The sequence below is a fragment of the Corynebacterium sp. MSK041 genome, assembly GCF_030232265.1.
GTDB lineage: Bacteria > Actinomycetota > Actinomycetes > Mycobacteriales > Mycobacteriaceae > Corynebacterium.
In genome coordinates this window covers 173,791-199,024 of record NZ_JASPJK010000002.1, presented here as the reverse complement: position 1 = coordinate 199,024, position 25,234 = coordinate 173,791, and the positions used below count along the sequence as shown (strand labels likewise).

Genomic DNA, 25,234 nt, shown 5'->3' with positions numbered 1-25,234 from the left:
CGAGTCGGGGCACCGAAAGAGGAAAAAATGCGCCACAATGGTGGGCGTGACTAATGCACCGACAAACCATTCTGATCTTGCGCCGACCAACCCTGACCTTCTCATCGACTTTCGGGGGGTGGAGTTCCGTCGCGGGGGACGCACACTGGTGGGGCCCGTTGACTGGCAAGTGGAGCTGGATGAACGCTGGGTGGTCATCGGCCCGAACGGTGCAGGTAAAACGACGCTGATTCGCATCGCTTCGGCACAGGAATTCCCGTCGGAGGGCACGGCCTTCGTGTTGGGGGAGCAGCTGGGCAAGACAGATATGCGTGATCTGCGTGCGGTGATCGGCATGACTACGACGTCACTGGCGGACCGTGTGCCGGGCGATGAGATCGTCGAGGACGTGGTCATCTCCGGCGGCTATGCCGTCGTTGGTCGCTGGCGTGAGGAATATGAGGACGTAGACGTGGAGCAGGTCTACGAATCCCTCGAGCAGGTTGGGGGCCTTCATCTGCTGGGCCGTCGCTGGGGCACACTCTCCGATGGTGAGAAAAAGCGCGTGCTCATCGCCCGCGCCATCATGGTCAACCCAGAGCTGCTCATCATGGACGAGCCGGGTGCTGGTTTGGATCTCGGCGGCCGCGAGGACCTCGTGGGGTATCTCAGCGATCTCGCGCTCGACCCGGATGCGCCCGCCATTGTCATGATCACGCACCATGTAGAGGAAATTCCCTACGGGTTTACGCACGCCATGCTACTGGATGAAGGTTCCGTGGTCGCACAAGGCCTTATCGACGATGTATTGACCAGTGAAAACCTGACCAAGGCGTACCACCAGCCGATTAAGATCACCAAAGAAGACAATCGCTTCTTCGCCCGCAGGGAAACCCGAGGGGGCGCGCACCGCGTTTGATCTTCCAACGAAGAGCAAACGGGGATAAGGAATCAAACGGAGATCAAAAGGAATCAAACGGGTAGAAGCAGGAAGAGGAAAGGCGTAAGGAGGTGAACCGTGGCACGGCGTGATGAAGAAGACATGAAAGGCATCAACTATGGCCGCCTTTCGGCCACGGTGATCCTTGTGCGCGATGGCGCTAACGGCCTTGAGGTGTGGATGCAGGAACGCGTGCTCACCATGGCTAATTACCCCGGCATGACGGTCTTTCCCGGTGGTGGTGTGGATATCCGTGATTTCCCGCCGAACCAGGACGAAGCGAAGCAGTTGTGGTCCGGCCGATCCGTGAGCGACTTGGCCAAACAGCTCGACGTCAAGCCACGCCAAGCCCACGCCCTCATGTTCGCTGCTGTACGCGAGCTCTTCGAGGAAACAGGCACGCTCTTGCTTGTCGACGACTCTGGAACCCTCCTTAGCGACGCCCGACCCTTCCACCACGCCCGCAGACGGCTGGAAAGCCACGAGCTCTCGTTCACGGAGCTACTGGAGGAAACCGGCCTGGACGTGGATGCGTCTTTGCTCAAGCCCTCGGGCCGTTGGGTAGGGAAGTCGGAGAAGGGCGTGTGGTTCGACACCTTCACCTTCATCGCTGAGCTGCCCGAGGGCCAAGAACCGGATGTGACCACGGGTGAGGCCAGTGACGCGAACTGGTTCCCGCCCAGCCTCCTGCTGGATGGCTGGCGCCAAGGCCTTGTCCGCTTCGCACCGTCCACGTGGGCACAGCTGCATGACATCGCCGAGTTCAACAGTGTTGCCGAGATCATGGAGCACGTGAAAGGCCTGCCAATCGAAGCTGTTGTGGGAGACCCAGTAGACATTCCGCGCTACCGTGAACTCTTCGAATCCAACCCCGTTAACCGAATGGGCAAGCAGTTTGAGCTTTAGCCCAGAAGAGGTCCGCTTCCTCATCGAACACGGCGACAAGATCGCGGCTGCCGCCGAGGAAGTCGAGCTGACCAAGAAGAGCGCCATCGTGGACCACAAGAAACTGCACGGCCAGTTCGGCGATCACACTCGCGCCGTCATGGAGCTCATCCAGGCACGCCGGACCCTCGCTCCGAAGATCGGGGAGGAGGCCAGCACACAGTGGTTAGCCGATAATGATTCCGCGCAGCAAGCCACCCCGCACGCTGTCGCGCAGGTTCGCGCCGAACGTATCGCCCGCGCTGGGGCTTCCCTCGTCCACGACGTCACGTGTTCCATCGGTACCGAAGCACCCGCTATGACCGCGGCTGGCATGGAATACTTGGGCACTGACCTGGACTACACGCGCCTGCTCATGGCGCGGCACAATCTCCAGCTTCCCGTGCCCCAGTCGTTCCGCGTAAGCGGGACGGCTTGGGTGGCACAAGCTGATGCCCTCGCACCCGTGACCACCCCGGCAAGCAGCTCCGGCCCTCGCATCCGCGCATGTTCTGGCTCCGGTCCTGGCCGAGTCATTGTGGCGGACCCTGCGCGCCGGGCTGATGGGCGTCGCATAACGGACCCGGCCAAGCTCATCCCTGCGCTGCCGGATCTCATTGAGGCTTACCCCGGTGCAGCGCTGGCCATCAAATGTGCGCCCGGTATTGACTACTCGGACTGGCACGGGCTGGTCAGCGTGGTCAGTGTGGACGGTGGCGTGAAAGAAGCGTGCCTCTACACACCGGATCTCGCGGAACATCGCCGGGAGGCAGTGGTCATCCGGGACGGTTTCACGGAGACGGTGACAGATGATGGGGGTGCGGTGGACGTCGATAAGCCAAGAAGCTTCATCGTGGATCCGGATGGTGCGATTGTGCGCGCGGGCCTCGTACAACAGTGGGGCGCGCGGCACGGGCTGACCATGCTCGATCCGCACATTGCTTACTTGTCGGGAGATGCACTGCCGGATGGCTACTCGGGGTTTCCTTTCATTGAGCAGGTCCCGTTGAAGAAGCTGCGGCCCGCACTCCAAGCGCATGGCGCGGGTGCGTTGGAGATTCTCGTGCGCGGTGTTGATGTGAATCCTGATCAATTGCGCACGAAGTTGAAACTGAAAGGCGCCCGGCCGATGGCCGTGGTCATCGCGCGGGTGGGGGATGGTGCCACGGCCTTCATCTGCGGTGCGCGAGTGCGCTAGGCTTGGGCTTTGCAAAAATCTTGACGGAAGGTGACTTTTTCATGCCCACCATTGCTGTGCTGGTGAAAAACGTGCCCGACACGTGGTCGGCGAAGACCCTCGAGCCGGACAACACGCTCGATCGCGCAAGTGCGGACAATGTCCTCGATGAGATCAACGAATACGCCGTTGAGGCTGCTCTGCGCCTGCGTGATGCCGGCGACTACAAGGTTGTCGCTGTCACGATGGGGCCGGAAGGCTGCGAGGAAGCATTGCGCAAGGCGATCGCGATGGGTGCGGATGATGCAGTCTCGCTTATCGACGACACCTTGGCCGGATCCGATGCCATCGGCACCGCCTGGGCGTTGCACAACGTGCTGAACACACTCGATGATGTTGCTCTTGTCATCGCGGGTAACCAGTCCTCGGATGGTGAGACCGGTGCTGTGCCTGGCTTGTTGGCGGAGTACCGCCAGGTGCCGGCCTTGACGCAGGTGCATGGTCTGCGTCTTGCTGGTGATGTGATCGCTGCGACCCGTGAGGATGACCATGGCACGTGGGAACTGGAAGCAACATTGCCGGCGCTGGTCACCGTGACGGAACTGGCGGATAAGCCACGCTTCCCCAACTTCAAGGGCATGATGGCCGCGAAGAAGCATGAGATCACGCGTCTGAGCCTGGCCGATATCGGTGTGGATCCGGCGCAGGTGGGTCTGGCAAATGCCGCGACCTCTGTCACCGCTGCTACTGAGATCCCTGCCCGTGCTGGTGGCGAGATCCTAGAAGGTCGTGCCTCCGACATCGCCGCGCAGGTTGTTGACCGCTTGGCCGAACGAAACCTCATTTAAGGAGCCTTGATTCATGCACGTCTACGTACTTGTTGAACACACAGGCGCAACCTTGAGTCCCGTCACCGGTGAACTGATTACCGCCGCGCGTCCACTAGGTGTTGTGTCCGCCGTGGTTGTCGGCGCACCGGGCGCCGCCGCTGCCCTGGCGTCTGAGTTGGCGGCACTTGGTGCTGCACAGATCATTGATGCGTCCGCTGCGGATTACACCTCGCGCCTGATCACCCCTGAGGTGGATGCGCTACAGGCCCTCGGTGCGGCGAACCCAGCGCCGATTGTCATCGCCGCTACTGCAACGGGCAATGAGATTGCTGGCCGCCTGGCTGCCCGCCTGGGCGCAGGAGTATTGACCAATGTTGTGGGCATCGCCCCAGATAAGACCGCGCGCCATGAAATCTTCGGTGGCGCGTATAGCGCAACCGCTGCTGCTGGTGGTGCGACCCCGATTTACACGCTGCGCCCGGGCTCTGTGAAAGCAGTGCCGGAAGCTGCGGCTGGTCAGCTCGCCCCCATGCCTCTTCCAGCCGCCACTCAGCGCGATGTTCGCGTGACATCCTTCACCCCGAAGGTGCGTGGTGATCGTCCCGAGCTGACCCAGGCCACCACGGTTGTCTCCGGTGGCCGCGGTATCGGCGACGCGGAAGGCTTCCGTACGTACGTGGAGGGGCTTGCCGATGAGCTCGGTGCTGCCGTTGGTTCCACCCGCGACATCGTCGATCTGGGTTACGCCGACCCGGAGACCCAGGTGGGGCAGACCGGTGCGACTGTGTCCCCGGACCTCTACATCGCACTGGGTATCTCGGGCGCGATCCAGCACACCTCCGGCATGCAGACCTCCGGCACCATCGTCGCTGTGAACCAGGACCCTGATGAGCCGATCTTTGGCATTTCCGACATCGGCGTTGTTGCTGATGTGGAGGAGTTCGTGCCCGAGTTGATCAAGGCACTTCAGGCCCGCAAGCAGTAAACCAGTGGTGAGCTACTTCGATCACGCCGCCACCACGCCGATGCGTCAGGTGGCGGTGGTCACGTTGGTGGAACACGCCCATTTTCTCAACCCCGGTGGGCAGTACTACTCCGGCCGTCAAGCCAACGCTGTGCTGGCCCAAGCTCGCGAAACCATCGCGAGCATTCTCGGTGCGGATCCCGTCGAGGTAATCTTCACCGGCTCCGGCACGGAGGCCGATAATCTAGCCATCCGTGGTTTCGCTGGGACTCCTGGCGCGCGCATCGTGTCCACCCCGATTGAGCACCCGGCGGTGCGCGAAACTGTCGCCGACCTGGCCAAGCATGGCGTATCCGTTGACCTGCTACCGGTTAGCCAGGATGGGGTCGTGGGGCTCACTGATGCACTCGATCAGCCCGCCTCGGTGGTCACATGCATGTGGGCGAATAATGAAACGGGCGCGATTCAGCCCATCACCGAGATCGTTTCCCGTGCCACTGCCGCCGGCTCACCTGTCCATGTGGATGCCGTGCAAGCGGTAGGTCATCTTCCCGTGGACTTTCACGCCCTCGGGGCAACAACGCTTGCTGCCAGCGCCCATAAATTCGGTGGCCCGCGTGGAGTGGGGATCTTGCTTGCTCGACGCTCACCAACCCCTGCACCGGTGCTCACTGGCGGGGGACAGCAGCGCGGCCTACGTCCCGGAACTGTTGACGTTGCCGCCGCCGCTGCCACCGCGGCCGCATTGGAAGAAGCCAGTGCCGAAATGGACGCTGAGAACAAGCGCCTGACACAGCTTCGGCGTGAGCTCATCGCCGCCATCACTCACACAGTCCCCGGCGCTTATGCCACGGTTCTTGGGACAGAGCACCCGCCCCAAGTCCTCCCCGGCCACGCGCATCTGATCTTCCCCGGGGCCAACGGTGATGCCATGATCATGCTCTTGGACAGTCACGGCATTGAGGCATCCACTGGCTCCGCCTGCAATAATGGTGTGAATCAGCGCAGCCATGTTCTTGAGGCAATGGGTTTGCCCGATGATCATGCGGACGGTGCCTTGCGCTTCACCCTCGGTCGAACCACCACGCAGGAGGACATCGACCATCTCATTGCCGTTCTGCCCGATGTGATTGAGAAAGCTCGGAGCGTGGCGTCGCTCTAGCACTCAAGTTTTTGCGTGTCGCATGTGGCGTGTGTGACTAGTGTGCACTACGGTGCAAAACATGACTCGTTTTATGCGCCCCGCAGCCCTGCTCACATCCGCTGCAATCGCCCTTGGCGGCATCATGGCCGCTGGCAACGTCCACGCTGATAGCCCCGCTGATTGGGTGAATGGTGTGGATGTTTCCCACCACCAGGACACTGGTGGTGATTCCATCGCGTGGCATGAGGTGCGCGACGATAACCACAAGTTCGCCATCATCAAGGCGACCGAAGGTCAGGATTACACGGACAATGCCTTCGCAAAATTCGCACAGGGCGCCATTGACTCCGGCATGGCAGTGGGTGCCTACCACTACGCCCGCCCGGCAAAGGACCCGGTTTCGCAGGCGCAGAACCTGGCCCGTGCCTACAACTCTGTGCCGGGTCTGACCCTGCCACCGGTCCTTGACATTGAGGTTGATGAGGGCCTGAACCCGGACGAGCTCAAGGAGTGGACGCGCACGTTCCTCACTGAGGTAGAGAACGAGACTGGCCGTCGCCCGATGCTGTACACCTACCGTTACTTCTGGCTGGAACAGATGGACAACACTGAGGAGTTCTCCGACTATCCGCTGTGGCTGGCCGCCTACCAGAACAAGGCGCCGGCACCGGTCGGTGGCTGGGACAAGGTGGATATCTGGCAGCGCTCTGAGTCCGGGAACGTGGCCGGCATCAACACTCCGGTGGACCTGAACCTGTTCAACGGCAACCACGGCCAGTTCGCGCGCTTCACCGAGGGTGACTTCAATGCTACCGGCGGCATTCTGGAGCCATTGCAGGATCAGCCGATCGAGGGTGACTTCTCCGATTCACTGCAGGTTCTGGAGCAGTCCAACACGGCTCTCGCCGCTGCAATCCTGGGCCTAGCCTCAGGCATCCTCGCGCCGGAGCAGGTGGAGCACGCTGCACAGAACTTTGGTTTTGATGCTGGTGATGCCCACAACATTGCGGACACCGCCCGCCGCCAGATTGAAAACGGCACCCTGCCGATCGACGACCTGAATAAGATGATGGTCGGCGATGACTACTCCGTGGGCGACCTGCTTATCCTCCTGGATAACGCGAATAAGCAGAACGAATCCAAGTAGCTACTAGTCCACGAGCTAGTCCTCGCGTGGCGTTGCGGAAGCAGCCATATCGCGGGCCCATGCGTCACCTTTGAAGTGGGCGGGCACACCACCCCCGAGCAACCTGCGGGTCAGCTCGGGGGTTTCGCGTATCTCCGCCCGGGACCCAAGCAAAATGATGTTGCCGTAGCGCCGGCCCTTCAGCATCGGCGGATCAGCAATCACAGCAAGGTGCGGGAAAACTTCCGCCATGCCCGCCAACTCTTCGCGGGCTTCTTTCAGGTCACCGTGCGAACCACAGTTGGACACGTACAAGCCAGTCGGGGAGAGGGAGTGAAGACACTGGTGGAAGAAGGGGAGCGTCGTTAAGCTGCGTGGCGTCGTGGCGGACTCGAAGACATCGCGGATGATCACATCGCGCGAGGCCTCGACGAACCCATCGGTGACCTCGCGCGCGTCGCCCACCCGGATCTTCACCAGCGGAGCGCGCGGAATGTCGAACTTCTCCCGCGCGAGCTGCGCCAGATCCATGTCCCATTCCACGACCGTGTTGCGCGAATGCGGCCACACGTGCGCGAAATAGCGCGGCAGCGAGCACCCCGCGCCACCCAGATGCGTCAGACGAGGCTTCTCCCATGCGCGCGTTTCCTCGACCGCAGCAGCAATCCACCGCATGTACTCAAAATCCAGCCGTTCCGGCTCACCCGGCACGATGTGCGAGCTGGGAACACCGTTCACAAGCAACAACATCGACCCGTCCGGTTCGTGGATGATCTCCGCGATGCCGGTGTCAATCTCGAAGTTTTCGCTTTTCTGGGCCATACCTGCCGAGACTACAGATCCACATCCGTTGCTCGGAGATAAGCATTGGCGGCGAGCCACCCGGCCAGCGTCAAGACGGTGGACGCGATTGTGACCTGGATTATTGTTACCTCGCTGATTGTCCCTGCTTCTGCGACTGCACTGCTGCCCAGCCATAGGGTGTCGGTGAGTAGCCCTGGTGGCAAGACGAAGCGGGCGAAGGTCGCACCTGAAGCGAGGGCGCCGAATGAGAAGATGCTGGCGACCAAAGCGAGGGCGACGGGACCTGTGAAATTGCGAATCACCATCGACAGGAAGGACTGCCATGCAGACACCGCAGCAGCTGGCAGTAATGAGAGAAGCGCGACCACACCGAATGCGCAGGGTGGTGTGCCGGGCACGCCGAGGACAAAACCCACGCCGATGGCCAGGACAACGAGCACTGCCTGCATCGCTGCCACCGCAATCGTAATCGCGGCGATTTTGGAGGCGGTCAAGCTGCCCGCCGACCGGGTGGAGGTAAGCAGCGAATGCCAGTTGTGGCCGCGGTGCTCGACGCGCCAGGCAGCGGAGGCGATGATGGCGATACCGGCTGTCATGAAGATCATCCCGTAGAAGAGCATGATCTGGGAGAGGTAACTGGTCCACCCGGCATCGAGTTGACCTTGGTTGCCCGCGTAGTTTCCAGCCCCGATTGCTACCGCGATGAGCGGAACGAGAGTAAGGACAGCCCACATGTGGGACCTGCGGAATTTCAAAAGGTCGTTGCACAGCAACTTCATGTTTCTAGAGCTCCTTCTGATCGAGCATGCGGGTTGCCGCAGTGACAACAGCGACGGCGGTGATGATGTAGATGCCCCACGCGAACCAGTGCGGGGTAGTCGGCGCGATGCCTGAATCACCAAAGGTGAATGGGGTCAGCATGGCGAAGTAGCCGAAAGGATTGATAGCGGCCAGCCATGTCGGCGAGAGCAGTGCGGCAACGCCGAGGAAGCCACCGATGACGCCGATCGCCAGGACAACAATCTGGGAGTCGGTCACCGCAGCCAACCACAACATGACGGCGAGCAGTGTAAGTGAGGTGCCGAGTGCTCCCAGACCGAAAAACACCCAGGTGGAAAGCATCTCGGAGCCCGGTACCGGGGTGCCCATGAGGAGAGGCACGACAATGACGCCTACGAACTCAACGAGCTTGAGCATGGCCACGAGCACCGTCGCCACGGCGAATTTGCGTACGATCAGTGTGCTCGGTGGCACACCGGCGATGGCGTTGAGGCGCCACCCACCGTTGACGTTTTCGGTGTCCACCACTCGGCTGGCGACCACAGCCAACTGCAAGGGCGACAAGAACGCCAACGCCATGCAGTAGCCGACAAGATGACCAGCCCAGGAGGCCTCGGGGTCCGCGCGGAAATCGTCTATGCGGCCCCCGGCGAAGAGATTCATACCGGCGAATAAGACAATTCCCGCACACAGCAGGAATCCGAGCAACACGACCTTGGTGCGGCGCAGTTTTGCAATTTCGACGATCATGCGCTCAAGCCCTTCCGTCCCGTCAGTCCGATGAAGATCTCCTCGAGACTGCGGCGTTTGCGCACTACCTGGTGCAGCGGAACACCGTGGCTGACCAGGTGGGCGCAAACATCGGCGACCTGATCATCGCTGAGCCCCTGTACTTCGAGACCGCCAGCAACCTGCACGGGGCTCAGGGCAGCCAGAAGCGATGCGGCGGCCTCTGCAGTGGGGGTTTGGATGAAGAGGTCGGGGAGTTGGGCGTCGTAAAGCTCTTGCTGCGAGCCTTGAAAGATGAGCCTGCCCCGGTCGATGATGGTCAGATTCGAGGCCATTTTCTCGATTTCGGAGAGCAGGTGGCTGGATACCAACACCGTGCGGCCTTCATCCCGGGCGAGGCTGACGATAAGTGCGCGGATTTCCTCAATACCGGCCGGGTCGCGGCCGTTGGTGGGTTCGTCGAGGATGAGTATCTGCGGGTCGCGCGCGAGCGCCATCGCGATGCCGAGGCGTTGCTTCATGCCAAGCGAGTAGTTCTTAACCAGCTTGTCCATGTGGTCACCCAGGCGCACGAGCTCGATCGCACGTTGCGCATTTTCGGGAGAGGCGCCGAAGAGTCGCGACGCGATCTTCATGTTTTCGCCACCGGTCAAATGCGGGTATGCGGACGGCGCTTCGATGAGTGAACCGACACCGGCGAGTACTTCGGGGCGGGTCGCGCGGTTCATGGGGCGCCCGAGCATGCTGATTTGGCCACTGGTGGGTGTGACCAAACCGAGCAGCATTTTCATGGTGGTCGATTTGCCCGACCCGTTCGGACCGAGCAGCCCGTGCACGGTACCGGGCTTAACATCCAAGCCAAGGTTGTTGACCACGGTTGCGCCAGCGTACGTCTTTGTCAGACTTTCTGTCCTGATGATCGATGATGTCTCCATGCACTCAAGGTTCCCGCACCACCAGCAGGTTCCGCGTCGGCACGGGGCATGATCTTCGCTGTCCTACTCGGGTATGACGCGCTCTAGGAATCCAGCAAGTCTTCGCGCGCAACGAGTCCGGTCCGGTACGCGAACAGCGCGGCGTGGACACGGTCGCGTGAGCCTGTTTTCGCCAGGACACGCCCGACATGGGTCTTCACCGTCGGCATGGAGATGAACATTCGCTCGGCGATCTCCGTATTCGACCAACCACGCCCGACTGCGACCAGGATCTCGGTTTCGCGCGCAGTCAACTCGTCCAAGGCAAGACGATCGGCGGGAGCAAGTGGCATATCGGCCTCAGTAGAAGAAGAGCTGAGCTTATCGACGACCCGCTTCGTCGCCCTCGGCGAGATCACCGCATCCCCGGCCGCAGTGGTGCGGATACCGCTCAACAGCGTGTCTGGCTCTGCGTCTTTGAGCAGGAATCCGCTCGCGCCCGCGGACAATGCCCCCATCACGTAACCTTCGTCGTCGAATGTGGTCAGAATGATCACCTTCACGTCCGGGAAGCGCTGCGAGAACTGGCGTGTGGCTGCGATGCCGTCGAGGACCGGCATCTGGATGTCCATGAGCACGATGTCGACCGGGTTAGCGGCCATCGCCTCCAGGGCCTCTTCACCGTCGCCAGCGAGCCAGCCCACCGATAGGTCCGGCTGGGAGTCCACCACAGCGCGGATGCCGTGGAGGAAGAGCAGCTGGTCGTCGACGAGACCGATGGAACAGGTCATGGCTCGACCCTATCTGCATGCTGTAAAGGCAGGCGCGCTTCGGTGAGCCAGGTGTTGTTGTGGGAGGGGGAGGAGGTAAGGGAGCCGCCGATAAGCGATGCTCGCTCGCGCATCCCGCGGAGACCGTGACCCTGCTGCTGTTTGGCGCCGGGCGTGAACCCATTTTCGAGGCAGATTGTAGCCTCGGTTGGATGCCAGGCAACGGTGAGCCGCGCAGTGCCGTCACCGTGCTTCATCGCATTGGTAAGTGCTTCTTGGACGATGCGGTGGATTGTCAGCGTCGTGCCCGGGTCGAGTGGGGGCAGCGTGCCTTCGACGCTGTAGTCGATGTCGAGTCCGCCCGCGCGGCTAGTGGCGACAAGACCATCGATATCGAGTGCGGGAACGAGCGGCTCGACAGGGCGCTGCTCCCCGCCACGCAGTAGGCTGAGGACACCGCGCATTTGGCGCAACGATTCCCGGCCGACCGTGCTGATCGTGCGCAGCGCGTCGTCGGACGAGGCTCCGTAGCGTGCGCCGTCGGCCTGCGCCACGATGACGGTGAGAGAATGCGTCACAATGTCGTGGATTTCGCGGGCGAGATGCGCGCGCTGTTCAGCTGCCACACGCTCGAATACATCGCGCTGGCGCTCGAGCTGAATCTGTAGTTCCTTCGCTGCCGCTTCCTCCGCACGGTGCCGCAGTTCACCGAGAAGGAAGGCGATGACGAGCAGCGTGACGCTCCATGCGATGTACGGGGCGCGCACAGGCAATGGCAACGTCACCAAAGCTGGAGCGATAAGGGCTGTCGCGGCGATGTCGCCTGCAAGGAGCGTGGCGGCCACGACATACCGTACGGGTGCGGGAAGGTGGCGCGCGATGATGTAGGCGGTGATCATCGCAACACCGATCACCCCGGTTGGTAGGCTCTCAGTGAAAGAGCAGGCTGCGAGCACCACGATGCACGACGCAATGGTCACCCACGGCCAGCGACGGCGCGTGAACGGCGCGGCACCCGCGCACACGACAAGGGCTGCGTCGAGCAAGCCGAAACCTGTCGCGAACGGGCTGATGAGGCAAAACGCCACGAGCACGAGCGCTAGAAGTACGTCCCGGGGTCGAATAAGCTCAACCTCCACATGATTGGTCATGCTTTGCCAGCGTAATTTCCGGGCGCATCACTGTCGTCGTACCGTGGTACCACTTTGTGGGTCGAGCATTTTCTGTCCTGCGTTGACGCGACTACACTCACGCCACGTGCGAGTTCTGGCAGCAATGAGTGGCGGCGTCGATTCCTCTGTGGCGGCGGCGCGGCTCGTCGACGCCGGACATGATGTTGTCGGCGTTCACCTCGCCCTGAGCAAGGACGCGCAACAAACCCGCGAATCCGCACGTGGCTGCTGTTCGATCGAGGACTCCGCTGATGCACGTCGCGTGTGCGACAAGCTGGGCATTCCGTTCTACGTGTGGGATTTCTCCGACCGTTTCAAAGAAGAAGTCATCGATGACTTCGTGGACAGCTACGCCCGCGGTGAGACCCCAAACCCGTGCCTGCGCTGCAACGAAAAAATCAAATTCGCAGCCTTGCTGGAGCGCGCATTGGCGCTCGGCTTCGACGCGATCGCAACAGGGCACTATGCGCTTATCGACGACGCTGGCAACCTCCGCCGATCCACCGACGCCAACAAGGACCAGTCTTACGTCCTCGGAGTGATGACGCGCGATGAGCTGGACCGCTGCCTCTTCCCAGTCGGCGACACTGAGAAGCCACAGATCCGTGAGGAAGCCGCCGCCTATGGTTTCTCCACTGCGTCCAAGCCGGATTCTTATGACATCTGCTTCATCCCGGATGGCAATACCCAGGCGTTTTTGGGCAAGTCCATCGGCATGCGTCCCGGCATGATCGTTGACCAGGATGGCACGGAGCTCAAAGAGCATGACGGTGCTTTCCAGTACACGATTGGCCAGCGCAAGGGCCTGAACATCCGCGTGCCCGCTGCCGACGGCAAGCCGCGCTACGTCACCGACATTGACACTGAAACCGGCACCGTCACCGTCGGCCCGCGTGCAGCCCTAGACGTGACCACGATCCACGCCGACCGCTTGAAGGTTCTTCACTCCGCTATGACCGAGCCTTCCGAGAGCGGAGATCCGCTCTCCGCTCTTGTGCAGATCCGTGCCCACGGCGGTGTGGTGAAATGCCGCGCTTATGTCGACCTAGACGCAGACACTATGACACTGGATCTCGCCGAGCCACTCTCCGGTGTTGCACGCGGCCAGGCTGCCGTGCTTTATTTGCCGGACCCGGACGGGCAGGGTGACATCGTGCTGGGGTCCGGCACGATCTACGGGACGGAGTCGGCGTGACGGCCTTTGGCCTGGGGCCTATGCCCGGCACCGACCTCGTGCAGGCTGCGGACGTTGTGCTCTCTGAATTACCCACACCGCACCTTCCGCAGCTACCCGCCCGCGGCGTGGGCTCTGACCTGATTGGTCGTACGGCAGCACTGTTGCCACTCAACCTGGACATTGGGCCCCGCTCCTGGCGGGTCACACGCCGCCCACAGATCGCCACCATGCGCGCCCGCGATCAGTTTGAACGCGACCTGGATCTGCTCGAAGAGCTCTGGGCCGGCAAGCTTACCGAACTCAAGGTTCAGCTCGTGGGGCCATGGACTCTCGCCGCTCAACTGGAAATGGCTAATGGCCACCGCATGATCACGGACCGTGGGGCGACACGGGAGATCGCAGAGGCGCTGGTGTATGCGGCGGGGGAGCATAGGTCAGACGTCGAGAAGCGATTTGGCGTGAGCACGCTCCTGCAGCTCGATGAGCCGGCGCTTACGCGCGTGCGAGGTGGAACGCTCACGGGAACGACGGACTATGAGGACATCCCGGCCGTTACTGAGGAGCGTCTCCTTGCCGCTTACGAGCCCTTCGGCGAGCACCTCCTCAACACACCGGACCCTTTGTACGCGGCCGACTGGTTCACCGTGAACCTGGCGGGGGAGTTTGAGTGGGATGCGCTGGCTGGCGCGCTCGACCGCGGTGCGCGCATTGCTGTGCCCGTGATGGAACCACGCGATGTGTTCAACATCTTCGATCAGCTGCAGATCGACCCTGCGTTAACCACAATCGACGTTTATGGCGAGGCTGGCCCGACGCTGCTGGATACAGCGGCGAAGTTCAGCGCAGCAACCGAGATGGCGGCCGCAGTCGCGACAGTGGACTGAGATCCAGAACGCGTAGCAATCGTTTCGGTAACCTACAATAAGAAACGGTTCACTAATTAAGGAGCGCTGCGATGAGCTGGAAACACGACCACTACGAGTGGTACTACATCCTGATTTTCAGCGTGCTCTTCGGCTTCGCAATGAGCAACGTGTTCGACAACCTTGCCTTGGCCATCTCGGTCGGGTTCGCTTTTGGTCTGTCGATTGCTATGGCGTTGGGGGAGAAGCACCGTGCGAAGGTCGAGGACGGCAATCTGATCTTCGGGGTAGGGAAGAAGGTTGAATCAATCCCGCTCAGCGATGTCGATCATGTGGCTTTCGACGACTCGAAGGGCGAGATGGTCGTGCAAACGAGTGACGGCAGCACGCACACCCTCGACGCCGGCTGGGACAAGAAAGGTCTGTCGAAGTTCGTCAACGAGGTTAAGGGCGAATACCAGCTGTAGTTGGCACAAGCATGGCTAGCTGATCATCGGCCACGCCGTGTTGATCGTGGAGGTGTCGCGGCCGCGGGACTCCATGTATTTGCGGAAGTCCGTCTGAATCTCAAAATGCTTGACGGCCTGGAATTCCATGAGCTCATCCAGGTCCTTTTGAGCTAGTTCAGGCCAGACTGAATTGACCTGCTTCCAGGCGATCCGCGCAGCAGCCATCGCATCGGACGTGGCCTCGTGTGCATTTTCCAGCTGGACCCCATAGTGCTCAGACAATGCGCCGAGGTTCCGCTTGCCACCTTTGCGGTAGCGGTCCATCGCGCGGTCAATGAGCAGCGGATCAAACACTGGCCCTGTCACTGTGAAATCACCGGTCAGCGCGCGCAGTACCGTCAGGTCGTAGGGCGCGTTGAACACGATCAACGTGAACCCGTCTTCCCACGCCTGCTTGATGGTGTCCACGGTCTCCTTCAGCACCTCATCATGCGGACGGCCCTCCGCGCGGGCCTTCTCCGTGGAGATGCCATGGATCGCGGCAGCCTGCTCGGGGATCTCCACACCGGGGTCGGCGAGGTGTTCGGTGGCGGTGACCTCGCGGCCGTCGATACGCACGAGCGCAGAGGTCACAATGCGAGCTTCCAGCGGATTCGCCGAAGTGGTTTCAAGGTCGAAGGAGAGCATCCGCGACGCGTCGAAAGTAGGCATGGTGCTCATTCTAATGAGGTGTGCGACACGCACATCTTGACCTTGCCCCTAGGGCAACGTTCACACTATGTGGCATGGGTGATTACACGATTGGAGAAATGGCCGACATGCTCGGCCTGAGTACGAAAACATTGCGGCACTGGGAGGCGCGTGGCCTGCTGGAACCATCCCGCACCTACAGCGGGTACCGCATGTACTCAGATGCTGATGTGGAACGCTGCGCAGCCATCGCGCTCTACCGCGGCGTGGGAATGTCGCTCGAAAGCATCGCCAAGCTTATCGACGCCCCCTCCCACACCCTTCAATCCGCCCTGAACCACCACCGCGCTGAACTAGCTCAACGGCTTGCCGCTGTGCACGAGCAAATCGAAGCGGTGGATGACCTTATCAACGAAACCATGAAAGGACAGATCAACATGGATGCAATGAAGAAATACCTCGGCGAGAAGATGCCGGAATACCAGGCAGAAGCCGAAGAGCGCTGGGGTGACACCGCTGAGTGGGTGCAGTCCCAAGAGAAGCTGGCGCAGATGGGTGAAGGCGACTTCGCGCAGTTACAGCGTGACCAGGAGGCGTTCGCCGCGGACCTGGTTGCTGCACGAGACGCTGGGGTGGAGGCTGGCTCTGACGAAGCCTCCGCGCTCGTCGCGCGCCACCGAGAGATGATCGGGCAGTGGTACGAAGTCACTCCCGCCCGTCAGCTTATTTTGGCGCGGATGTACGTCGGTGATGAGCGCTTCCACGAGGCGTATCAGGGGGCGCAGGGGTATCTGCTGGATCTCGTCGAAAAGCATGCTGCTGCTGAGGGCGTGGATGTGGCAAATCCGGAGTGGTAACAAAGGTGATCCGATTTTTCTTACATCGCACTTTTAGTAACCTGGGTTTTTAGAAGATGAAAGCGCGACAGTGGCGAGATTTCTCGACCTCGTCCGAATAACCCCCTCCTGGTTCCGCGCATCTACACTGGGGCAGCGTGACTGAAAATAACGGCAGCATCGATAAGGATCTCCTTCGCGAGTGGGATGAGCTGGCTAAGGAGGTTCGCCACCACCGGGACCTGTATTACAACGGTGACCCGGTAATCACGGACGCGGAGTTCGACGAGATGTTCCGCGCGCTCCAGAAGCTGGAGGAGGAACATCCAGAGCTGGCGGTGCCGGATTCACCGACGAAGGAAGTCGGCGCGGCGGTGACGGATTCAGCCTTCGCGGATGTTGAGCACCTTGAGCCGATGACCAGTTTGGACAACGTGTTCTCAGCTGAGGAACTGGCAGATTGGCTAGCCAAAACCCCCGGCCCGTACCTGACGGAGCTGAAGATTGACGGGGTGTCCATCGATCTTGTCTACGAGAACGGCAAGCTTGTCCGCGCCGCCACGCGTGGGGACGGTCGCGTGGGCGAAGACATCACCGCCAACGCCAAGGTCATCGAGGACATTCCGCATGAACTCACTGGCGACGCCCCGGCGCTGGTGGAGGTCCGCGGTGAGGTGTTCATCCGCCCGAAGGATTTCCCGGAGCTCAACGAGCTACGCCAGAAGGAAGGCGGTAAACCGTTTGCGAACCCGCGCAATACGGCGGCGGGTGGCCTGCGCCAGAAGGATCCAGAGGCGGTGCGCACCCGCAAGTTGCGCATGATCTGCCACGGCATTGGTGCCCGCGAGGGAGTGGAGTTCACCTCCCAGCATGAGGCGTACGAGAAGCTCGCCTCCTGGGGCTTGCCCGTCAGCGAATACACCAAGAAAGCTGCGACCGCCCAGGAGGTCCAGGACGCGGTGACCTACTGGGCGGACCACCGCCATGATGCCATCCACGAGATGGACGGTGTGGTGATTAAGGTCGATGACCTAGCCACACAACGGCAGCTCGGTTTTACGTCGCGCGCGCCACGCTGGGCGATCGCGTACAAGTACCCGCCGGAGGAAGTAACTACGAAGCTGCTGGACATTGAGGTCTCCATCGGCCGCACGGGCCGCGCCACGCCGTATGCGGTGATGGAGCCGGTGTTCGTCTCCGGTTCGACGGTCGCGAAGGCCACGTTGCACAATCAGACGGAGGTCAAACGCAAGGGCGTGCTCATCGGTGACACGGTGGTGGTGGGCAAGGCGGGCGAGATCATTCCGGAGGTCCTCGGCCCTGTCGCGGGTCTGCGTGATGGCACTGAGCGCGAATTTGTTTTCCCCAAAGACTGCCCGGCCTGCGGCACGGAGCTTGCGCCCGCGAAGGAAGGCGATGCGGATTGGCGTTGCCCGAATACCCGCTCGTGCCCGGCGCAGCTCGGCGCGCGCCTGGAATACATCGGTTCCCGCGGGGCCTTCGACATCGAAGCTCTCGGCGAGAAGGGTGCGCATGATCTCATCGCATCGGGAGTGCTTATCGACGAATCCACGCTTTTCGACCTCACCGTCGACGACTTGGCAAAATCCAGTGTGTACACCACCCAGAAGGGCACGGTGAATGCGTCGGGTAAGAAGCTCCTGAGCAACCTGCAGGAGAAAAAGACCACTGACCTGTGGCGCGTGCTGGTGGCCTTGTCGATCCGCCATGTTGGTCCGACGGCGGCGCGGTCTTTGGCGGCGCGCTACAAGTCCATGGATGCGCTGCGTGCAGCCTCGGTAGAAGACCTTGCTGAGACCGACGGTGTCGGCACGATCATCGCCGAGTCCTTCAAGGATTGGTTTGAGGTTGACTGGCATGTGGACATCGTGGATAAGTGGGCCGCTGCTGGCGTGACCATGGAAGATTCCGTCGAGGACGCAGCACCCCAAACGCTTGAAGGCCTGACCATCGTGGTCACCGGAACGCTGGAGAACTTCTCCCGCGACAGCGCCAAGGAGGCAATCCTGTCCCGCGGTGGCAAGGCGTCGGGTTCGGTGTCGAAGAAGACCGACTACGTCGTGGTGGGGGAGAACGCCGGTTCCAAGGAGGAGAAAGCACGCGACCTGGGCATCACCATCTTGGACGAAGCCCAGTTTGAACAGCTGCTGGAAACCGGCGAGATTTAGACCGAATCACCAGGCTTCATAGTCGTTGTCGCGCCCAGGCAGCGACTTGAAGAAGATCTCTTCATCCCCACGGGCCTGCCCCAGAATGAGGAAGAAGAGTGGGGAAGCATCCAAATTGGGAAGCTCATGGACGACACTGTTCATGAGCTCTGCCACCTCGCCCCATGGGTCCCGACGGATTTCCTCGGCGAAGACCCGCCAGTCAAAAACATTGCCGTATTGCAGGGTGGCGGCGTACACCTCGTAGGGCCACGAGGAGATCGGATCCTTTGGCGATGCCGAGACGTTTCGGAACATCTGCGGACGAATTACGTGAGCCATGCAGCCAACTCCTTACACGTGGCTTGTACCCGTGACCATGAATTCCAATCGGCTGAAACACCCTTGTAGTTCGCAAGCGAATCTCGATTCCGGGTGTCTGCAGGATTCGGTGCCGCCAACATGAAGATCAGCTCGGAAAGCACTGAACCATCGGTTTCGGTCATCTCGGAGTAGTACGAATCGATGTTGGAAAGAATCTTGCAGGCTGTCTTGATGCCTAATTGGAAGCTAACGGCAGCTACGTCGAGATAATCGCGCACTTGGTTTCGACGAACGATGAGAAAGGCCTTTGTGCGTAGGACTTCGGCAATTGTAGGAATCCGGAGGGTGTCCCCCGATGGGAGAGTGATCTCTTCGATCTCTAATGGGGTTTTGCGTCGTAAGTTACGAAGACCAGCTTGATAGTCATCGAGACTGCCCATAATCGTCATTGGCGGCTTGGAAGCGCGTGGATCGGTCGTCCAGCCTTCGAGCGCCATAACCGATTCAAGAACTGCGTCGTACCGTCCTTGAAGGTTCTGGATCACGTGATCATGATCGAACGACATGCGGTGGCCAGCGTAGAAAACGGCCGCACTTCCTCCGACGAGTACGGCATCTGGCGCCACTTTCTGCAGCTTCGCCGCAGACTCGTAGAGCTTTTCCATATCGTTCATGTTCACAAGGATAGTTGGCTGCTAACCGTTGGATTCGGTTGTACCTTCTTGGGTCAACAGACTCGCTGATTGGAGGCCCACGAGGATGGCTGCCCAAGCCGCGAAGAGCCACCAGACAAGGATCGGGATGGATTCATTCCAACTCATCCCTCGGGCGATGAGAACCACTACGAGGGATGTGACAACTGCATCCAAGAAACCAATGAATGGCTTCTTCTTGCGCATCAAGCTGAACGTCGATAACCCGAGCAAGACTAGAATGACAATTAGGCTGATCATGGGCGCGTACCTTTTACCAGTTCAATTCCAAGGTCGTCGACGTCGGCTTCACTCGAATTAGCGACGAATGCGGCGCGAGGATGTGGTGATTCTGGGTCCCAGACGAGCATTGTGCTGTATCCGCCGGTTCCGCCGTTGTGGAAGATATATGTTGTGCCGTCTTCCTCAAAATCCGCCCAGCCGAGCTCCGGGCCACCGTGTGCGACAACCCAGTCGACATACTTGGCAATGTCGTGTGCAGTGGAACGGATGGCGCCTGCGGGAGCCCAGCCGTTCATATCCCAGCGCTCGGCTTCACGGCCGCTGAAAGTGAGGCCCTGTGGATGGCCGTCGACAGTGCCCGGCATAGCGAGGAAAGTCGAGGCCATTCCGGCCGGCTCGAAGATTTGGGTGCGCAACAGCTCTTCATAGGGAGTGTCAGCGTTGACAGCGAGGAGCTGTCCGAGAAGGGCGTGACCGTAATTGGAGTAGTTTTCTTCGCCACGATTTTTGAGTTCTGCTTGCTTTGCAGCTTCCAGAATGTCGTTCGGGGTGGCATCCTTGTACGGATTGCCGCCATTGCGGAGCAGGGACAGCACTAGGTTGGCAAAGCCCACGCCTTCCAGTCTGGATAGGCCGGACGTGTGATTTAGTAGTTCCTCAATGGTGACATCAGCAATGGGGGTTCCTGCAGCATCGATAATGTCTTGGACTTGGGTATCCAGGCGAAGGGAGCCATTTTCAATTTGTTGGCGGGCCAGCTCGCCGTTGAAAGTCTTGGTCAGGGAACCGATCTCGAACTCGGTGTGTTCGTCGGCTCCCAGGCCGCCGAAGCGGACCTCGCCACCGTCGTAGATGAATCCGGCGAGTTGGTAGTACCCCTTGGGGGCGTGGGCGACGAGCACCGATGTAATTGTGTCGTCGCCAGTGTGGTCTGTAGCGGAATCGATGGGGCGAGGGCCGAAATAGAGCAGTAATGAAAGAGTGGCCAGAGCAGCGGGGACGCCTACGGCGATGCGGCGGATATATTGCTGGCGCATTAGTGGTCCTCTCCGGCGGCAATGATGGTCAATAGAGGAATGACACGGGAAGGCCTGACTTCGTAGCGGCCGTCGAGTTTGGCAATCCAGCCGGCGCTCTGAAGGGCGGCAATGTGGTGATAGGCGGTGCCGGTGGAGGAAACAAGGGCTTCGTCGACAAGCTCGGCGACTGTTGCGGGCGCCACCAAGAGTCGACGGAGGATAGCGCCTCGGACTGGATGTGCGATCGCGGCGATGCGGTGAATGTACTCGTTCCACTCGCGGCCGGTGAGGTAGTCGGCGCTGCGTTCCCATTGGTACGCGTACTCCCGGCCGTCAAGTGTGATGGCACCTCCGAAGACGACGGATCCATGATGGTCGTGATCGGAAGAGTTCGAGCACTGGATCTGGTCCACGACCCAGAAATCTCCCGAAGACGATGAAGTGGGGGAGGATTCGAGGGCAGCGACTCGGGACTCGAGAGCTTTCAGGCGCTCCAGGATCGTTGTATCGGTTTCATGGGAAATGGAAATCTCCTGTTGCATGACTCTAGAAATACGGAATCACTGGCAATCTGTCAAGCGTGAAAAAGAAAAAGCGCGCCGAAGCGCGCACGAGTCAAAGGGGGTGGAGGGTGCTGTTTAGCGGACCAAGGCTCCCACGATGGCACCGAGGTCGCCGATGTGGTTGACCTCGGAGGCGAGGAAGTCCGGGCCGCCAGTACGACCGACCACCATGTAGAGACCGGTGGTACCCAGAGGAGTGATGGCCAGGGTGGAGTCGAGGAGCCACCAGGCATCGGGGACCCACGTGTCGGTGTCGTCGCGGAGGATGCGGGCATGGGAGACGTCGATAAGCATTGGCTCGGAACCGTCGTCGCCGGGCGCGGCCTGAGATGCGGCGACGCGCTCGCTGCCGGTGTCGGTCTCGCGGAGGACCACAGCCCAGGAAGACGTCAACGCCATGGGCATGACGGAAACGAGCTCCTCCATCGCGGCGGGCAGATCGTGGACTTGGTTGGCCACACGTGCGAGCATCTGTACCTGCTCACGGCGGTCAACACGGCCGGTGAAGGGGCGAATGGAATCCACCTCAACGCCCTTGACCGATGCGGCGGCGGTGATGAGGGAATCAACCATGACGCCGGTGGGCAGTTCCACAACAATATCGTCGGTCACCATCGCAGCATCGCCGGCAAAAACTGATTCCACAATGTCTACGGACTTGATATTGGCGTCGACCATGCCGAAGGCCTCGGCGAGCTCACCAAGGCTGCCGGGGGTGTCTGGAAGGACAACACGGATCAGGTAGGACATGACATCTCGTCTCGTTGAAATTCAATTGGGGTGCTGCCGTAGTATAAGGGCGACCGAGACTATTACCAATGATTTTAAGAAGGTGGGCACCGTGGCTGAAGCCTCAGGAATCTCCCGCGAGGAGGTCGCAGGCATCGCTCGACTCGCGCGTATTGCCGTGAGCGAAGAGGAATTGGACCAGCTCGCAGGGCAATTGGACACCATTGTTGAGGCCGTCTCAGCCGTTCAGGCTGTAGACACCGACGGTGTTGAGCCGATGAGTCACCCGCACTCGATTGACGCTGGCATGCGCGAGGATGTTGTGCGGCCCACGTTGACGCAGGAGCAGGCGCTGGATCAGGCACCGGAGGTTGAGGAGGACCGCTTTATGGTTCCTCAGATTTTGGGGGAGGAGCAGTAAATGACCGATTACACTATTCCCGCAGAAGGGCTGACTAGTCTGCCGGCGCACGTGCTGGCCGAGAAGATTCAGGCCGGTGAGGTGACCTCCCGCGAGGTGACCCAGGCATTCCTCGACCGCATCGCCGAAACCGATGAGACCATCGGTGCATTCCTGCATGTTGGCGCTGAGGAAGCTCTTGTGGTTGCCGACGAAGTGGATGCCGCCGTCAAGGCCGGTGAAGCCCCAGCATCCCCGCTCGCTGGTGTTCCGCTAGCGCTGAAGGACCTGTTTGTCACCACAGACGCGCCGACGACCGCTGCATCGAAGATGCTTGAGGGCTACATGAGCCCCTACGACGCGACGATCGTGTCCAAGATCCGCGCCGCGAAGATCCCGATCCTGGGTAAGACCAACCTGGATGAGTTCGCCATGGGCTCCTCCACGGAGAACTCTGCCTACAAGGTCACCCGTAACCCGCATGACCTGGACCGCACGCCGGGTGGTTCCGGTGGCGGTACGGCTGCGGCAATCGCGGCTGGCCAGGCGCCGCTGGGCATTGGTACGGACACCGGTGGGTCGATCCGCCAGCCGGCTTCACTCACCGGAACGGTGGGCGTGAAACCGACGTACGGTGCGGTGTCGCGCTATGGCATGATCGCCAACGCCTCCTCCCTCGACCAGGCTGGCCCGTGTGCGAACAATGTGCTTGACACGGCACTGCTACACGAGGTGATCGCCGGCCACGATGAGTTCGATGCCACTAGTGTCGACCGCCCAGTCAGTGCTGTTGTGGCAGCCGCCAAACAGGGTGCCTCCGGTGACCTGACCGGCGTGAAGGTCGGTCGCGTGAAGCAGTTCTCCGGTGAGGGGATGCAGGCGGGGGTTACGGAGGCCGTCGATAAGGCGATCGCGCAGCTCGAAGCACAGGGCGCAGAGATCGTCGAGGTTGATTGCCCGACGTTCGAAAATGTCATGGGCGCGTACTACATCATTCAGACCTCGGAGGTCAGCTCTAACCTCGCGCGTTTCGACGGCATGCGGTACGGCAAGCGCGTCGGCGACGACGGCAAGAACTCCGCCGAAGAGGTCATGGCTCTCACCCGCGGCGAGGGCTTTGGCGACGAAGTGAAGCGCCGCGTCATCCTGGGTACGTACGCCCTGTCCGTTGGTTACTACGACGCGTACTACCTGCAAGCACAGCGCATTCGTACGCTCATCGCGCAGGACTTTGCCAAGGCTTTCGAGCAGGTGGACATCATCGCGGGTCCGGCGACACCGACGACGGCGTTCAAACTGGGCGACAAGATCGATGATCCGTTGGCGATGTACAACTTCGACCTGTTCACCCTGCCACTGAACCTGGCTGGTCTGCCCGGTATGTCCGTCCCGGCCGGCACCGCCTCGGACACCGGCCTACCGGTTGGCCTGCAGCTCATCGCGCCGGCGTTCGCCGACGAGCGCCTCTACCGCGTGGCGGCAGCCTTTGAAGCCGGCCGTTAATCCTTGGAATACCCTCGCAGCGCTTGCTGCGGGGTATTTTCTCGTCCTCATTGATCAGGGCTTCATGCCCGTGATCACCCCGCTGTTGCCTTTCGACGTCGGCGATGCCATCTGGCTCACCAGCATCTACTTGCTGTGCACCGTCGCCCCCATGCCAGCCTCAGGGCGTCTGGGGGATGCCTATGGGCAACGGCGGGTGTTTCTTCTTGGGTTGGCGGTCTATGTGGCGGCGCTGGTCTTTGCTGGGATGTCGTGGTCTTTCGGGTCGCTCGTGGCAGCACGCGGGCTCCAAGGCTTTGGCGCAGCGCTCTTCTTGCCACAGGCGTTCGGGCTCATCCCGCGAGTGTTCAGCGAGGATCTTCAAGGCCGCGCCTTTGCCGCGTGGGGTGTGATCGGCTCGGTGGCCTCACTCATCGGACCAGTGGCGGGTGGCGCGATTGCTGAATTCTCGGGGTGGCGTGCGGCTTTCTTGGCGCAGGCTGGCCTTGGTGGGCTGGCCCTTATCGCGGGGCTTATTGCCTTGCCGACGCTCCCTTCCACCCACCAACGCATCTTCCTCCTACCTGTTTTGCTCTCTTTCGGTGGGCTGGGGTGCTTGGTCTATGGCATCCAGTTCGGCCAGTGGCTCACGGTGATCCTGGGTGTTCTGTTCTTGGGGCTCCTCGTGCTCTTTGCGCAGCGGGGCGCGGATGAAGGTTTTCTGCCCTTGGAGCTTCTGCGCGATCGTTCTTTCACCCTGGGTGCCGTCGGGGTGGCCGCGATGGGTTTCACCGTTGCGTCAATGTTCATCCCGTTGATGTACTGGCTGCAGACAGTCGCCGGTGCCACACCGAGTCAATCCGGTCTGATCACCGCGCCGATGTCTGTGTTGGCTTTCGTGCTCACGCCTGTGGCGGGGTATCTGACGGACCGGCGAGATCCTGGCCGCTTATGCGTCATCGGTTTCGGGGTCTCTGCGGTTGGGATTGGTCTTGCCATTTTCCTCATTCAGGTCTCGGCGGGGGTGTGGTGGTTCTTGGCAGTCACGGCTTTGCTGGGAATTGGTGGCGCTTTCGTGTGGGCACCGAATGCCGCGGTGACCATGCGGGGTATCGCTGAGCATCAGACCGGCGCGGCATCGGGGTTGTACAACACCGCCCGCCAGGTGGGCAGCGTACTGGGGGTGGCGCTGGTGGGCACGGTGTTGGCTTCTGGTGCGATCGACGCCACAGCTGGCAAAGCACTGGCAGTGCCAGCTGCGGCCATGGTGGTTGGAGCCGTGGCTTCTTTGGCGCTGGCTAATGGAGGAAAGCAGGCTGTCGCGGACAGGCGGGCATAATCGCGCT

Annotated in this window: 28 protein-coding genes; 15 read left to right on the top strand and 13 right to left on the bottom strand. The window is 61.0% G+C overall.

Going from position 1 to position 25,234, the window contains the following annotated elements:
• Positions 1-37 precede the first annotated feature (37 nt).
• From QP968_RS03285 to QP968_RS03255, 7 genes are all read left to right on the top strand, one after another.
• Positions 38-898, top strand: coding sequence for an ABC transporter ATP-binding protein (locus QP968_RS03285; RefSeq protein WP_284854999.1), 861 nt, complete (start codon positions 38-40; stop codon positions 896-898).
• A gap of 99 nt (positions 899-997) precedes the next feature.
• Positions 998-1,825, top strand: coding sequence for an NUDIX hydrolase (locus tag QP968_RS03280; RefSeq protein ID WP_284854998.1), 828 nt, complete (start codon positions 998-1,000; stop codon positions 1,823-1,825).
• A complete protein-coding gene (locus tag QP968_RS03275) occupies positions 1,815-3,041 on the top strand; it encodes a THUMP-like domain-containing protein (protein WP_284854997.1) in 1,227 nt (408 codons plus the stop codon). Before QP968_RS03280 ends, QP968_RS03275 begins: the two co-directional genes overlap by 11 nt.
• 41 nt (positions 3,042-3,082) lie before the next feature.
• Positions 3,083-3,868, top strand: a complete 786-nt coding sequence (locus tag QP968_RS03270; RefSeq protein ID WP_284854996.1) for an electron transfer flavoprotein subunit beta/FixA family protein — start codon at positions 3,083-3,085, stop codon at positions 3,866-3,868.
• 13 nt (positions 3,869-3,881) lie between these two features.
• A complete protein-coding gene (locus tag QP968_RS03265; protein ID WP_284854995.1) occupies positions 3,882-4,835 on the top strand; it encodes an electron transfer flavoprotein subunit alpha/FixB family protein in 954 nt (317 codons plus the stop codon).
• 4 nt (positions 4,836-4,839) lie between these two features.
• Positions 4,840-5,976, top strand: a complete 1,137-nt coding sequence (locus QP968_RS03260; protein ID WP_284854994.1) for a cysteine desulfurase family protein — start codon at positions 4,840-4,842, stop codon at positions 5,974-5,976.
• A gap of 61 nt (positions 5,977-6,037) precedes the next feature.
• Positions 6,038-7,105: a glycoside hydrolase family 25 protein gene (locus tag QP968_RS03255; protein WP_284854993.1), complete on the top strand. Its 1,068-nt coding sequence runs from the start codon at positions 6,038-6,040 to the stop codon at positions 7,103-7,105.
• Positions 7,106-7,120: 15 nt separating this feature from the next.
• Here the strand turns inward: QP968_RS03255 and QP968_RS03250 are convergent, their stop codons facing one another.
• The 6 genes from QP968_RS03250 to QP968_RS03225 all read right to left on the bottom strand — a co-directional run bounded on the left by QP968_RS03250 (position 7,121) and on the right by QP968_RS03225 (position 12,232).
• Entirely contained in the window at positions 7,121-7,906 is a 786-nt protein-coding gene (locus tag QP968_RS03250; protein WP_284854992.1) for a spermidine synthase, read from the bottom strand.
• An 11-nt stretch (positions 7,907-7,917) separates the two neighbouring features.
• Entirely contained in the window at positions 7,918-8,667 is a 750-nt protein-coding gene (locus QP968_RS03245) for an ABC transporter permease (protein WP_284854991.1), read from the bottom strand.
• A 4-nt stretch (positions 8,668-8,671) separates the two neighbouring features.
• Positions 8,672-9,418 carry an ABC transporter permease gene (locus tag QP968_RS03240; protein ID WP_284854990.1) on the bottom strand — a complete coding sequence of 249 codons (747 nt, stop codon included), beginning with the start codon at positions 9,416-9,418 and terminating at the stop codon, positions 8,672-8,674.
• Entirely contained in the window at positions 9,415-10,332 is a 918-nt protein-coding gene (locus QP968_RS03235; protein ID WP_284854989.1) for an ABC transporter ATP-binding protein, read from the bottom strand. Before QP968_RS03235 ends, QP968_RS03240 begins: the two co-directional genes overlap by 4 nt.
• Positions 10,333-10,415: 83 nt before the next feature.
• Positions 10,416-11,102, bottom strand: coding sequence for a response regulator (locus tag QP968_RS03230; RefSeq protein WP_284854988.1), 687 nt, complete (start codon positions 11,100-11,102; stop codon positions 10,416-10,418).
• Positions 11,099-12,232: a sensor histidine kinase gene (locus QP968_RS03225; RefSeq protein ID WP_284854987.1), complete on the bottom strand. Its 1,134-nt coding sequence runs from the start codon at positions 12,230-12,232 to the stop codon at positions 11,099-11,101. Before QP968_RS03225 ends, QP968_RS03230 begins: the two co-directional genes overlap by 4 nt.
• A 106-nt stretch (positions 12,233-12,338) precedes the next feature.
• Between QP968_RS03225 and mnmA the strand changes: the two genes are divergently transcribed.
• The 3 genes from mnmA (at position 12,339) to QP968_RS03210 (ending at position 14,760) form a co-directional block, all read left to right on the top strand.
• Positions 12,339-13,448, top strand: a complete 1,110-nt coding sequence (mnmA, locus tag QP968_RS03220; protein ID WP_284854986.1) for a tRNA 2-thiouridine(34) synthase MnmA — start codon at positions 12,339-12,341, stop codon at positions 13,446-13,448.
• Complete coding sequence (locus tag QP968_RS03215; RefSeq protein ID WP_284854985.1) at positions 13,445-14,314, top strand: uroporphyrinogen decarboxylase/cobalamine-independent methonine synthase family protein; 870 nt, start codon at positions 13,445-13,447, stop codon at positions 14,312-14,314. The genes mnmA and QP968_RS03215 overlap by 4 nt, the downstream gene beginning before the upstream one ends.
• 71 nt (positions 14,315-14,385) lie before the next feature.
• On the top strand, positions 14,386-14,760 hold the full coding sequence (locus QP968_RS03210; protein WP_284854984.1) for a hypothetical protein: 375 nt from the start codon (positions 14,386-14,388) through the stop codon (positions 14,758-14,760).
• 15 nt (positions 14,761-14,775) lie between these two features.
• On the opposite strand, the gene QP968_RS03205 is transcribed toward QP968_RS03210, so the two are convergent.
• A complete protein-coding gene (locus QP968_RS03205; RefSeq protein WP_284854983.1) occupies positions 14,776-15,453 on the bottom strand; it encodes a 3'-5' exonuclease in 678 nt (225 codons plus the stop codon).
• 74 nt (positions 15,454-15,527) lie between these two features.
• Between QP968_RS03205 and QP968_RS03200 the strand changes: the two genes are divergently transcribed.
• Positions 15,528-16,289 carry a MerR family transcriptional regulator gene (locus QP968_RS03200; RefSeq protein WP_284854982.1) on the top strand — a complete coding sequence of 254 codons (762 nt, stop codon included), beginning with the start codon at positions 15,528-15,530 and terminating at the stop codon, positions 16,287-16,289.
• Between the two features lie 158 nt (positions 16,290-16,447).
• Positions 16,448-18,457 (top strand): NAD-dependent DNA ligase LigA, encoded by a 2,010-nt coding sequence (gene ligA, locus QP968_RS03195; protein WP_284855110.1) that lies wholly within the window; start codon positions 16,448-16,450, stop codon positions 18,455-18,457.
• A 6-nt stretch (positions 18,458-18,463) separates the two neighbouring features.
• Here the strand turns inward: ligA and QP968_RS03190 are convergent, their stop codons facing one another.
• The 6 genes from QP968_RS03190 to QP968_RS03165 form a co-directional block, all read right to left on the bottom strand.
• Positions 18,464-18,778 carry a hypothetical protein gene (locus QP968_RS03190; RefSeq protein WP_284854981.1) on the bottom strand — a complete coding sequence of 105 codons (315 nt, stop codon included), beginning with the start codon at positions 18,776-18,778 and terminating at the stop codon, positions 18,464-18,466.
• Entirely contained in the window at positions 18,766-19,434 is a 669-nt protein-coding gene (locus QP968_RS03185) for a hypothetical protein (RefSeq protein ID WP_284854980.1), read from the bottom strand. The genes QP968_RS03190 and QP968_RS03185 overlap by 13 nt, the downstream gene beginning before the upstream one ends.
• A 21-nt stretch (positions 19,435-19,455) precedes the next feature.
• The gene (locus tag QP968_RS03180) at positions 19,456-19,713 is read right to left on the bottom strand and encodes a hypothetical protein (RefSeq protein ID WP_150386055.1); all 258 of its coding nucleotides are present in this window, start codon (positions 19,711-19,713) and stop codon (positions 19,456-19,458) included.
• The gene (locus QP968_RS03175) at positions 19,710-20,732 is read right to left on the bottom strand and encodes a serine hydrolase domain-containing protein (RefSeq protein WP_284854979.1); all 1,023 of its coding nucleotides are present in this window, start codon (positions 20,730-20,732) and stop codon (positions 19,710-19,712) included. Before QP968_RS03175 ends, QP968_RS03180 begins: the two co-directional genes overlap by 4 nt.
• Positions 20,732-21,256, bottom strand: a complete 525-nt coding sequence (locus QP968_RS03170) for an ArsR/SmtB family transcription factor (RefSeq protein ID WP_284854978.1) — start codon at positions 21,254-21,256, stop codon at positions 20,732-20,734. Before QP968_RS03170 ends, QP968_RS03175 begins: the two co-directional genes overlap by 1 nt.
• Positions 21,257-21,352: 96 nt before the next feature.
• Positions 21,353-22,027, bottom strand: coding sequence for an ACT domain-containing protein (locus QP968_RS03165; RefSeq protein WP_284854977.1), 675 nt, complete (start codon positions 22,025-22,027; stop codon positions 21,353-21,355).
• 91 nt (positions 22,028-22,118) lie between these two features.
• Here QP968_RS03165 and gatC point away from each other — a divergent pair, with 91 nt between their 5' ends.
• From gatC to QP968_RS03150, 3 genes are read left to right on the top strand one after another with little or no spacing between them, the layout of a single operon-like run.
• On the top strand, positions 22,119-22,427 hold the full coding sequence (gene gatC / locus QP968_RS03160; protein WP_284854976.1) for an Asp-tRNA(Asn)/Glu-tRNA(Gln) amidotransferase subunit GatC: 309 nt from the start codon (positions 22,119-22,121) through the stop codon (positions 22,425-22,427).
• Complete coding sequence (gatA, locus tag QP968_RS03155; protein ID WP_284854975.1) at positions 22,428-23,909, top strand: Asp-tRNA(Asn)/Glu-tRNA(Gln) amidotransferase subunit GatA; 1,482 nt, start codon at positions 22,428-22,430, stop codon at positions 23,907-23,909. It abuts the gene before it with no gap.
• Complete coding sequence (locus QP968_RS03150; protein ID WP_284854974.1) at positions 23,893-25,227, top strand: MFS transporter; 1,335 nt, start codon at positions 23,893-23,895, stop codon at positions 25,225-25,227. Before gatA ends, QP968_RS03150 begins: the two co-directional genes overlap by 17 nt.
• Positions 25,228-25,234: the final 7 nt, after the last annotated feature.

What these genes read in the sequence shown, in the direction of transcription:
- QP968_RS03285 (WP_284854999.1), top strand. Translation starts at nt 38, where the DNA reads ATGGTGGGCGTGACTAATGCACCGACAAACCATTCTGATCTTGCGCCG.
- QP968_RS03270 (WP_284854996.1), top strand. Translation starts at nt 3,083, where the DNA reads ATGCCCACCATTGCTGTGCTGGTGAAAAACGTGCCCGACACGTGGTCG.
- QP968_RS03265 (WP_284854995.1), top strand. Translation starts at nt 3,882, where the DNA reads ATGCACGTCTACGTACTTGTTGAACACACAGGCGCAACCTTGAGTCCC.
- QP968_RS03255 (WP_284854993.1), top strand. Translation starts at nt 6,038, where the DNA reads ATGACTCGTTTTATGCGCCCCGCAGCCCTGCTCACATCCGCTGCAATC.
- QP968_RS03250 (WP_284854992.1), bottom strand. Translation starts at nt 7,906, where the DNA reads ATGGCCCAGAAAAGCGAAAACTTCGAGATTGACACCGGCATCGCGGAG.
- QP968_RS03245 (WP_284854991.1), bottom strand. Translation starts at nt 8,667, where the DNA reads ATGAAGTTGCTGTGCAACGACCTTTTGAAATTCCGCAGGTCCCACATG.
- QP968_RS03240 (WP_284854990.1), bottom strand. Translation starts at nt 9,418, where the DNA reads ATGATCGTCGAAATTGCAAAACTGCGCCGCACCAAGGTCGTGTTGCTC.
- QP968_RS03235 (WP_284854989.1), bottom strand. Translation starts at nt 10,332, where the DNA reads ATGGAGACATCATCGATCATCAGGACAGAAAGTCTGACAAAGACGTAC.
- QP968_RS03230 (WP_284854988.1), bottom strand. Translation starts at nt 11,102, where the DNA reads ATGACCTGTTCCATCGGTCTCGTCGACGACCAGCTGCTCTTCCTCCAC.
- QP968_RS03225 (WP_284854987.1), bottom strand. Translation starts at nt 12,232, where the DNA reads ATGACCAATCATGTGGAGGTTGAGCTTATTCGACCCCGGGACGTACTT.
- QP968_RS03210 (WP_284854984.1), top strand. Translation starts at nt 14,386, where the DNA reads ATGAGCTGGAAACACGACCACTACGAGTGGTACTACATCCTGATTTTC.
- QP968_RS03205 (WP_284854983.1), bottom strand. Translation starts at nt 15,453, where the DNA reads ATGCCTACTTTCGACGCGTCGCGGATGCTCTCCTTCGACCTTGAAACC.
- QP968_RS03200 (WP_284854982.1), top strand. Translation starts at nt 15,528, where the DNA reads ATGGGTGATTACACGATTGGAGAAATGGCCGACATGCTCGGCCTGAGT.
- QP968_RS03190 (WP_284854981.1), bottom strand. Translation starts at nt 18,778, where the DNA reads ATGGCTCACGTAATTCGTCCGCAGATGTTCCGAAACGTCTCGGCATCG.
- QP968_RS03185 (WP_284854980.1), bottom strand. Translation starts at nt 19,434, where the DNA reads ATGAACGATATGGAAAAGCTCTACGAGTCTGCGGCGAAGCTGCAGAAA.
- QP968_RS03180 (WP_150386055.1), bottom strand. Translation starts at nt 19,713, where the DNA reads ATGATCAGCCTAATTGTCATTCTAGTCTTGCTCGGGTTATCGACGTTC.
- QP968_RS03175 (WP_284854979.1), bottom strand. Translation starts at nt 20,732, where the DNA reads ATGCGCCAGCAATATATCCGCCGCATCGCCGTAGGCGTCCCCGCTGCT.
- QP968_RS03170 (WP_284854978.1), bottom strand. Translation starts at nt 21,256, where the DNA reads ATGCAACAGGAGATTTCCATTTCCCATGAAACCGATACAACGATCCTG.
- QP968_RS03165 (WP_284854977.1), bottom strand. Translation starts at nt 22,027, where the DNA reads ATGTCCTACCTGATCCGTGTTGTCCTTCCAGACACCCCCGGCAGCCTT.
- gatA (WP_284854975.1), top strand. Translation starts at nt 22,428, where the DNA reads ATGACCGATTACACTATTCCCGCAGAAGGGCTGACTAGTCTGCCGGCG.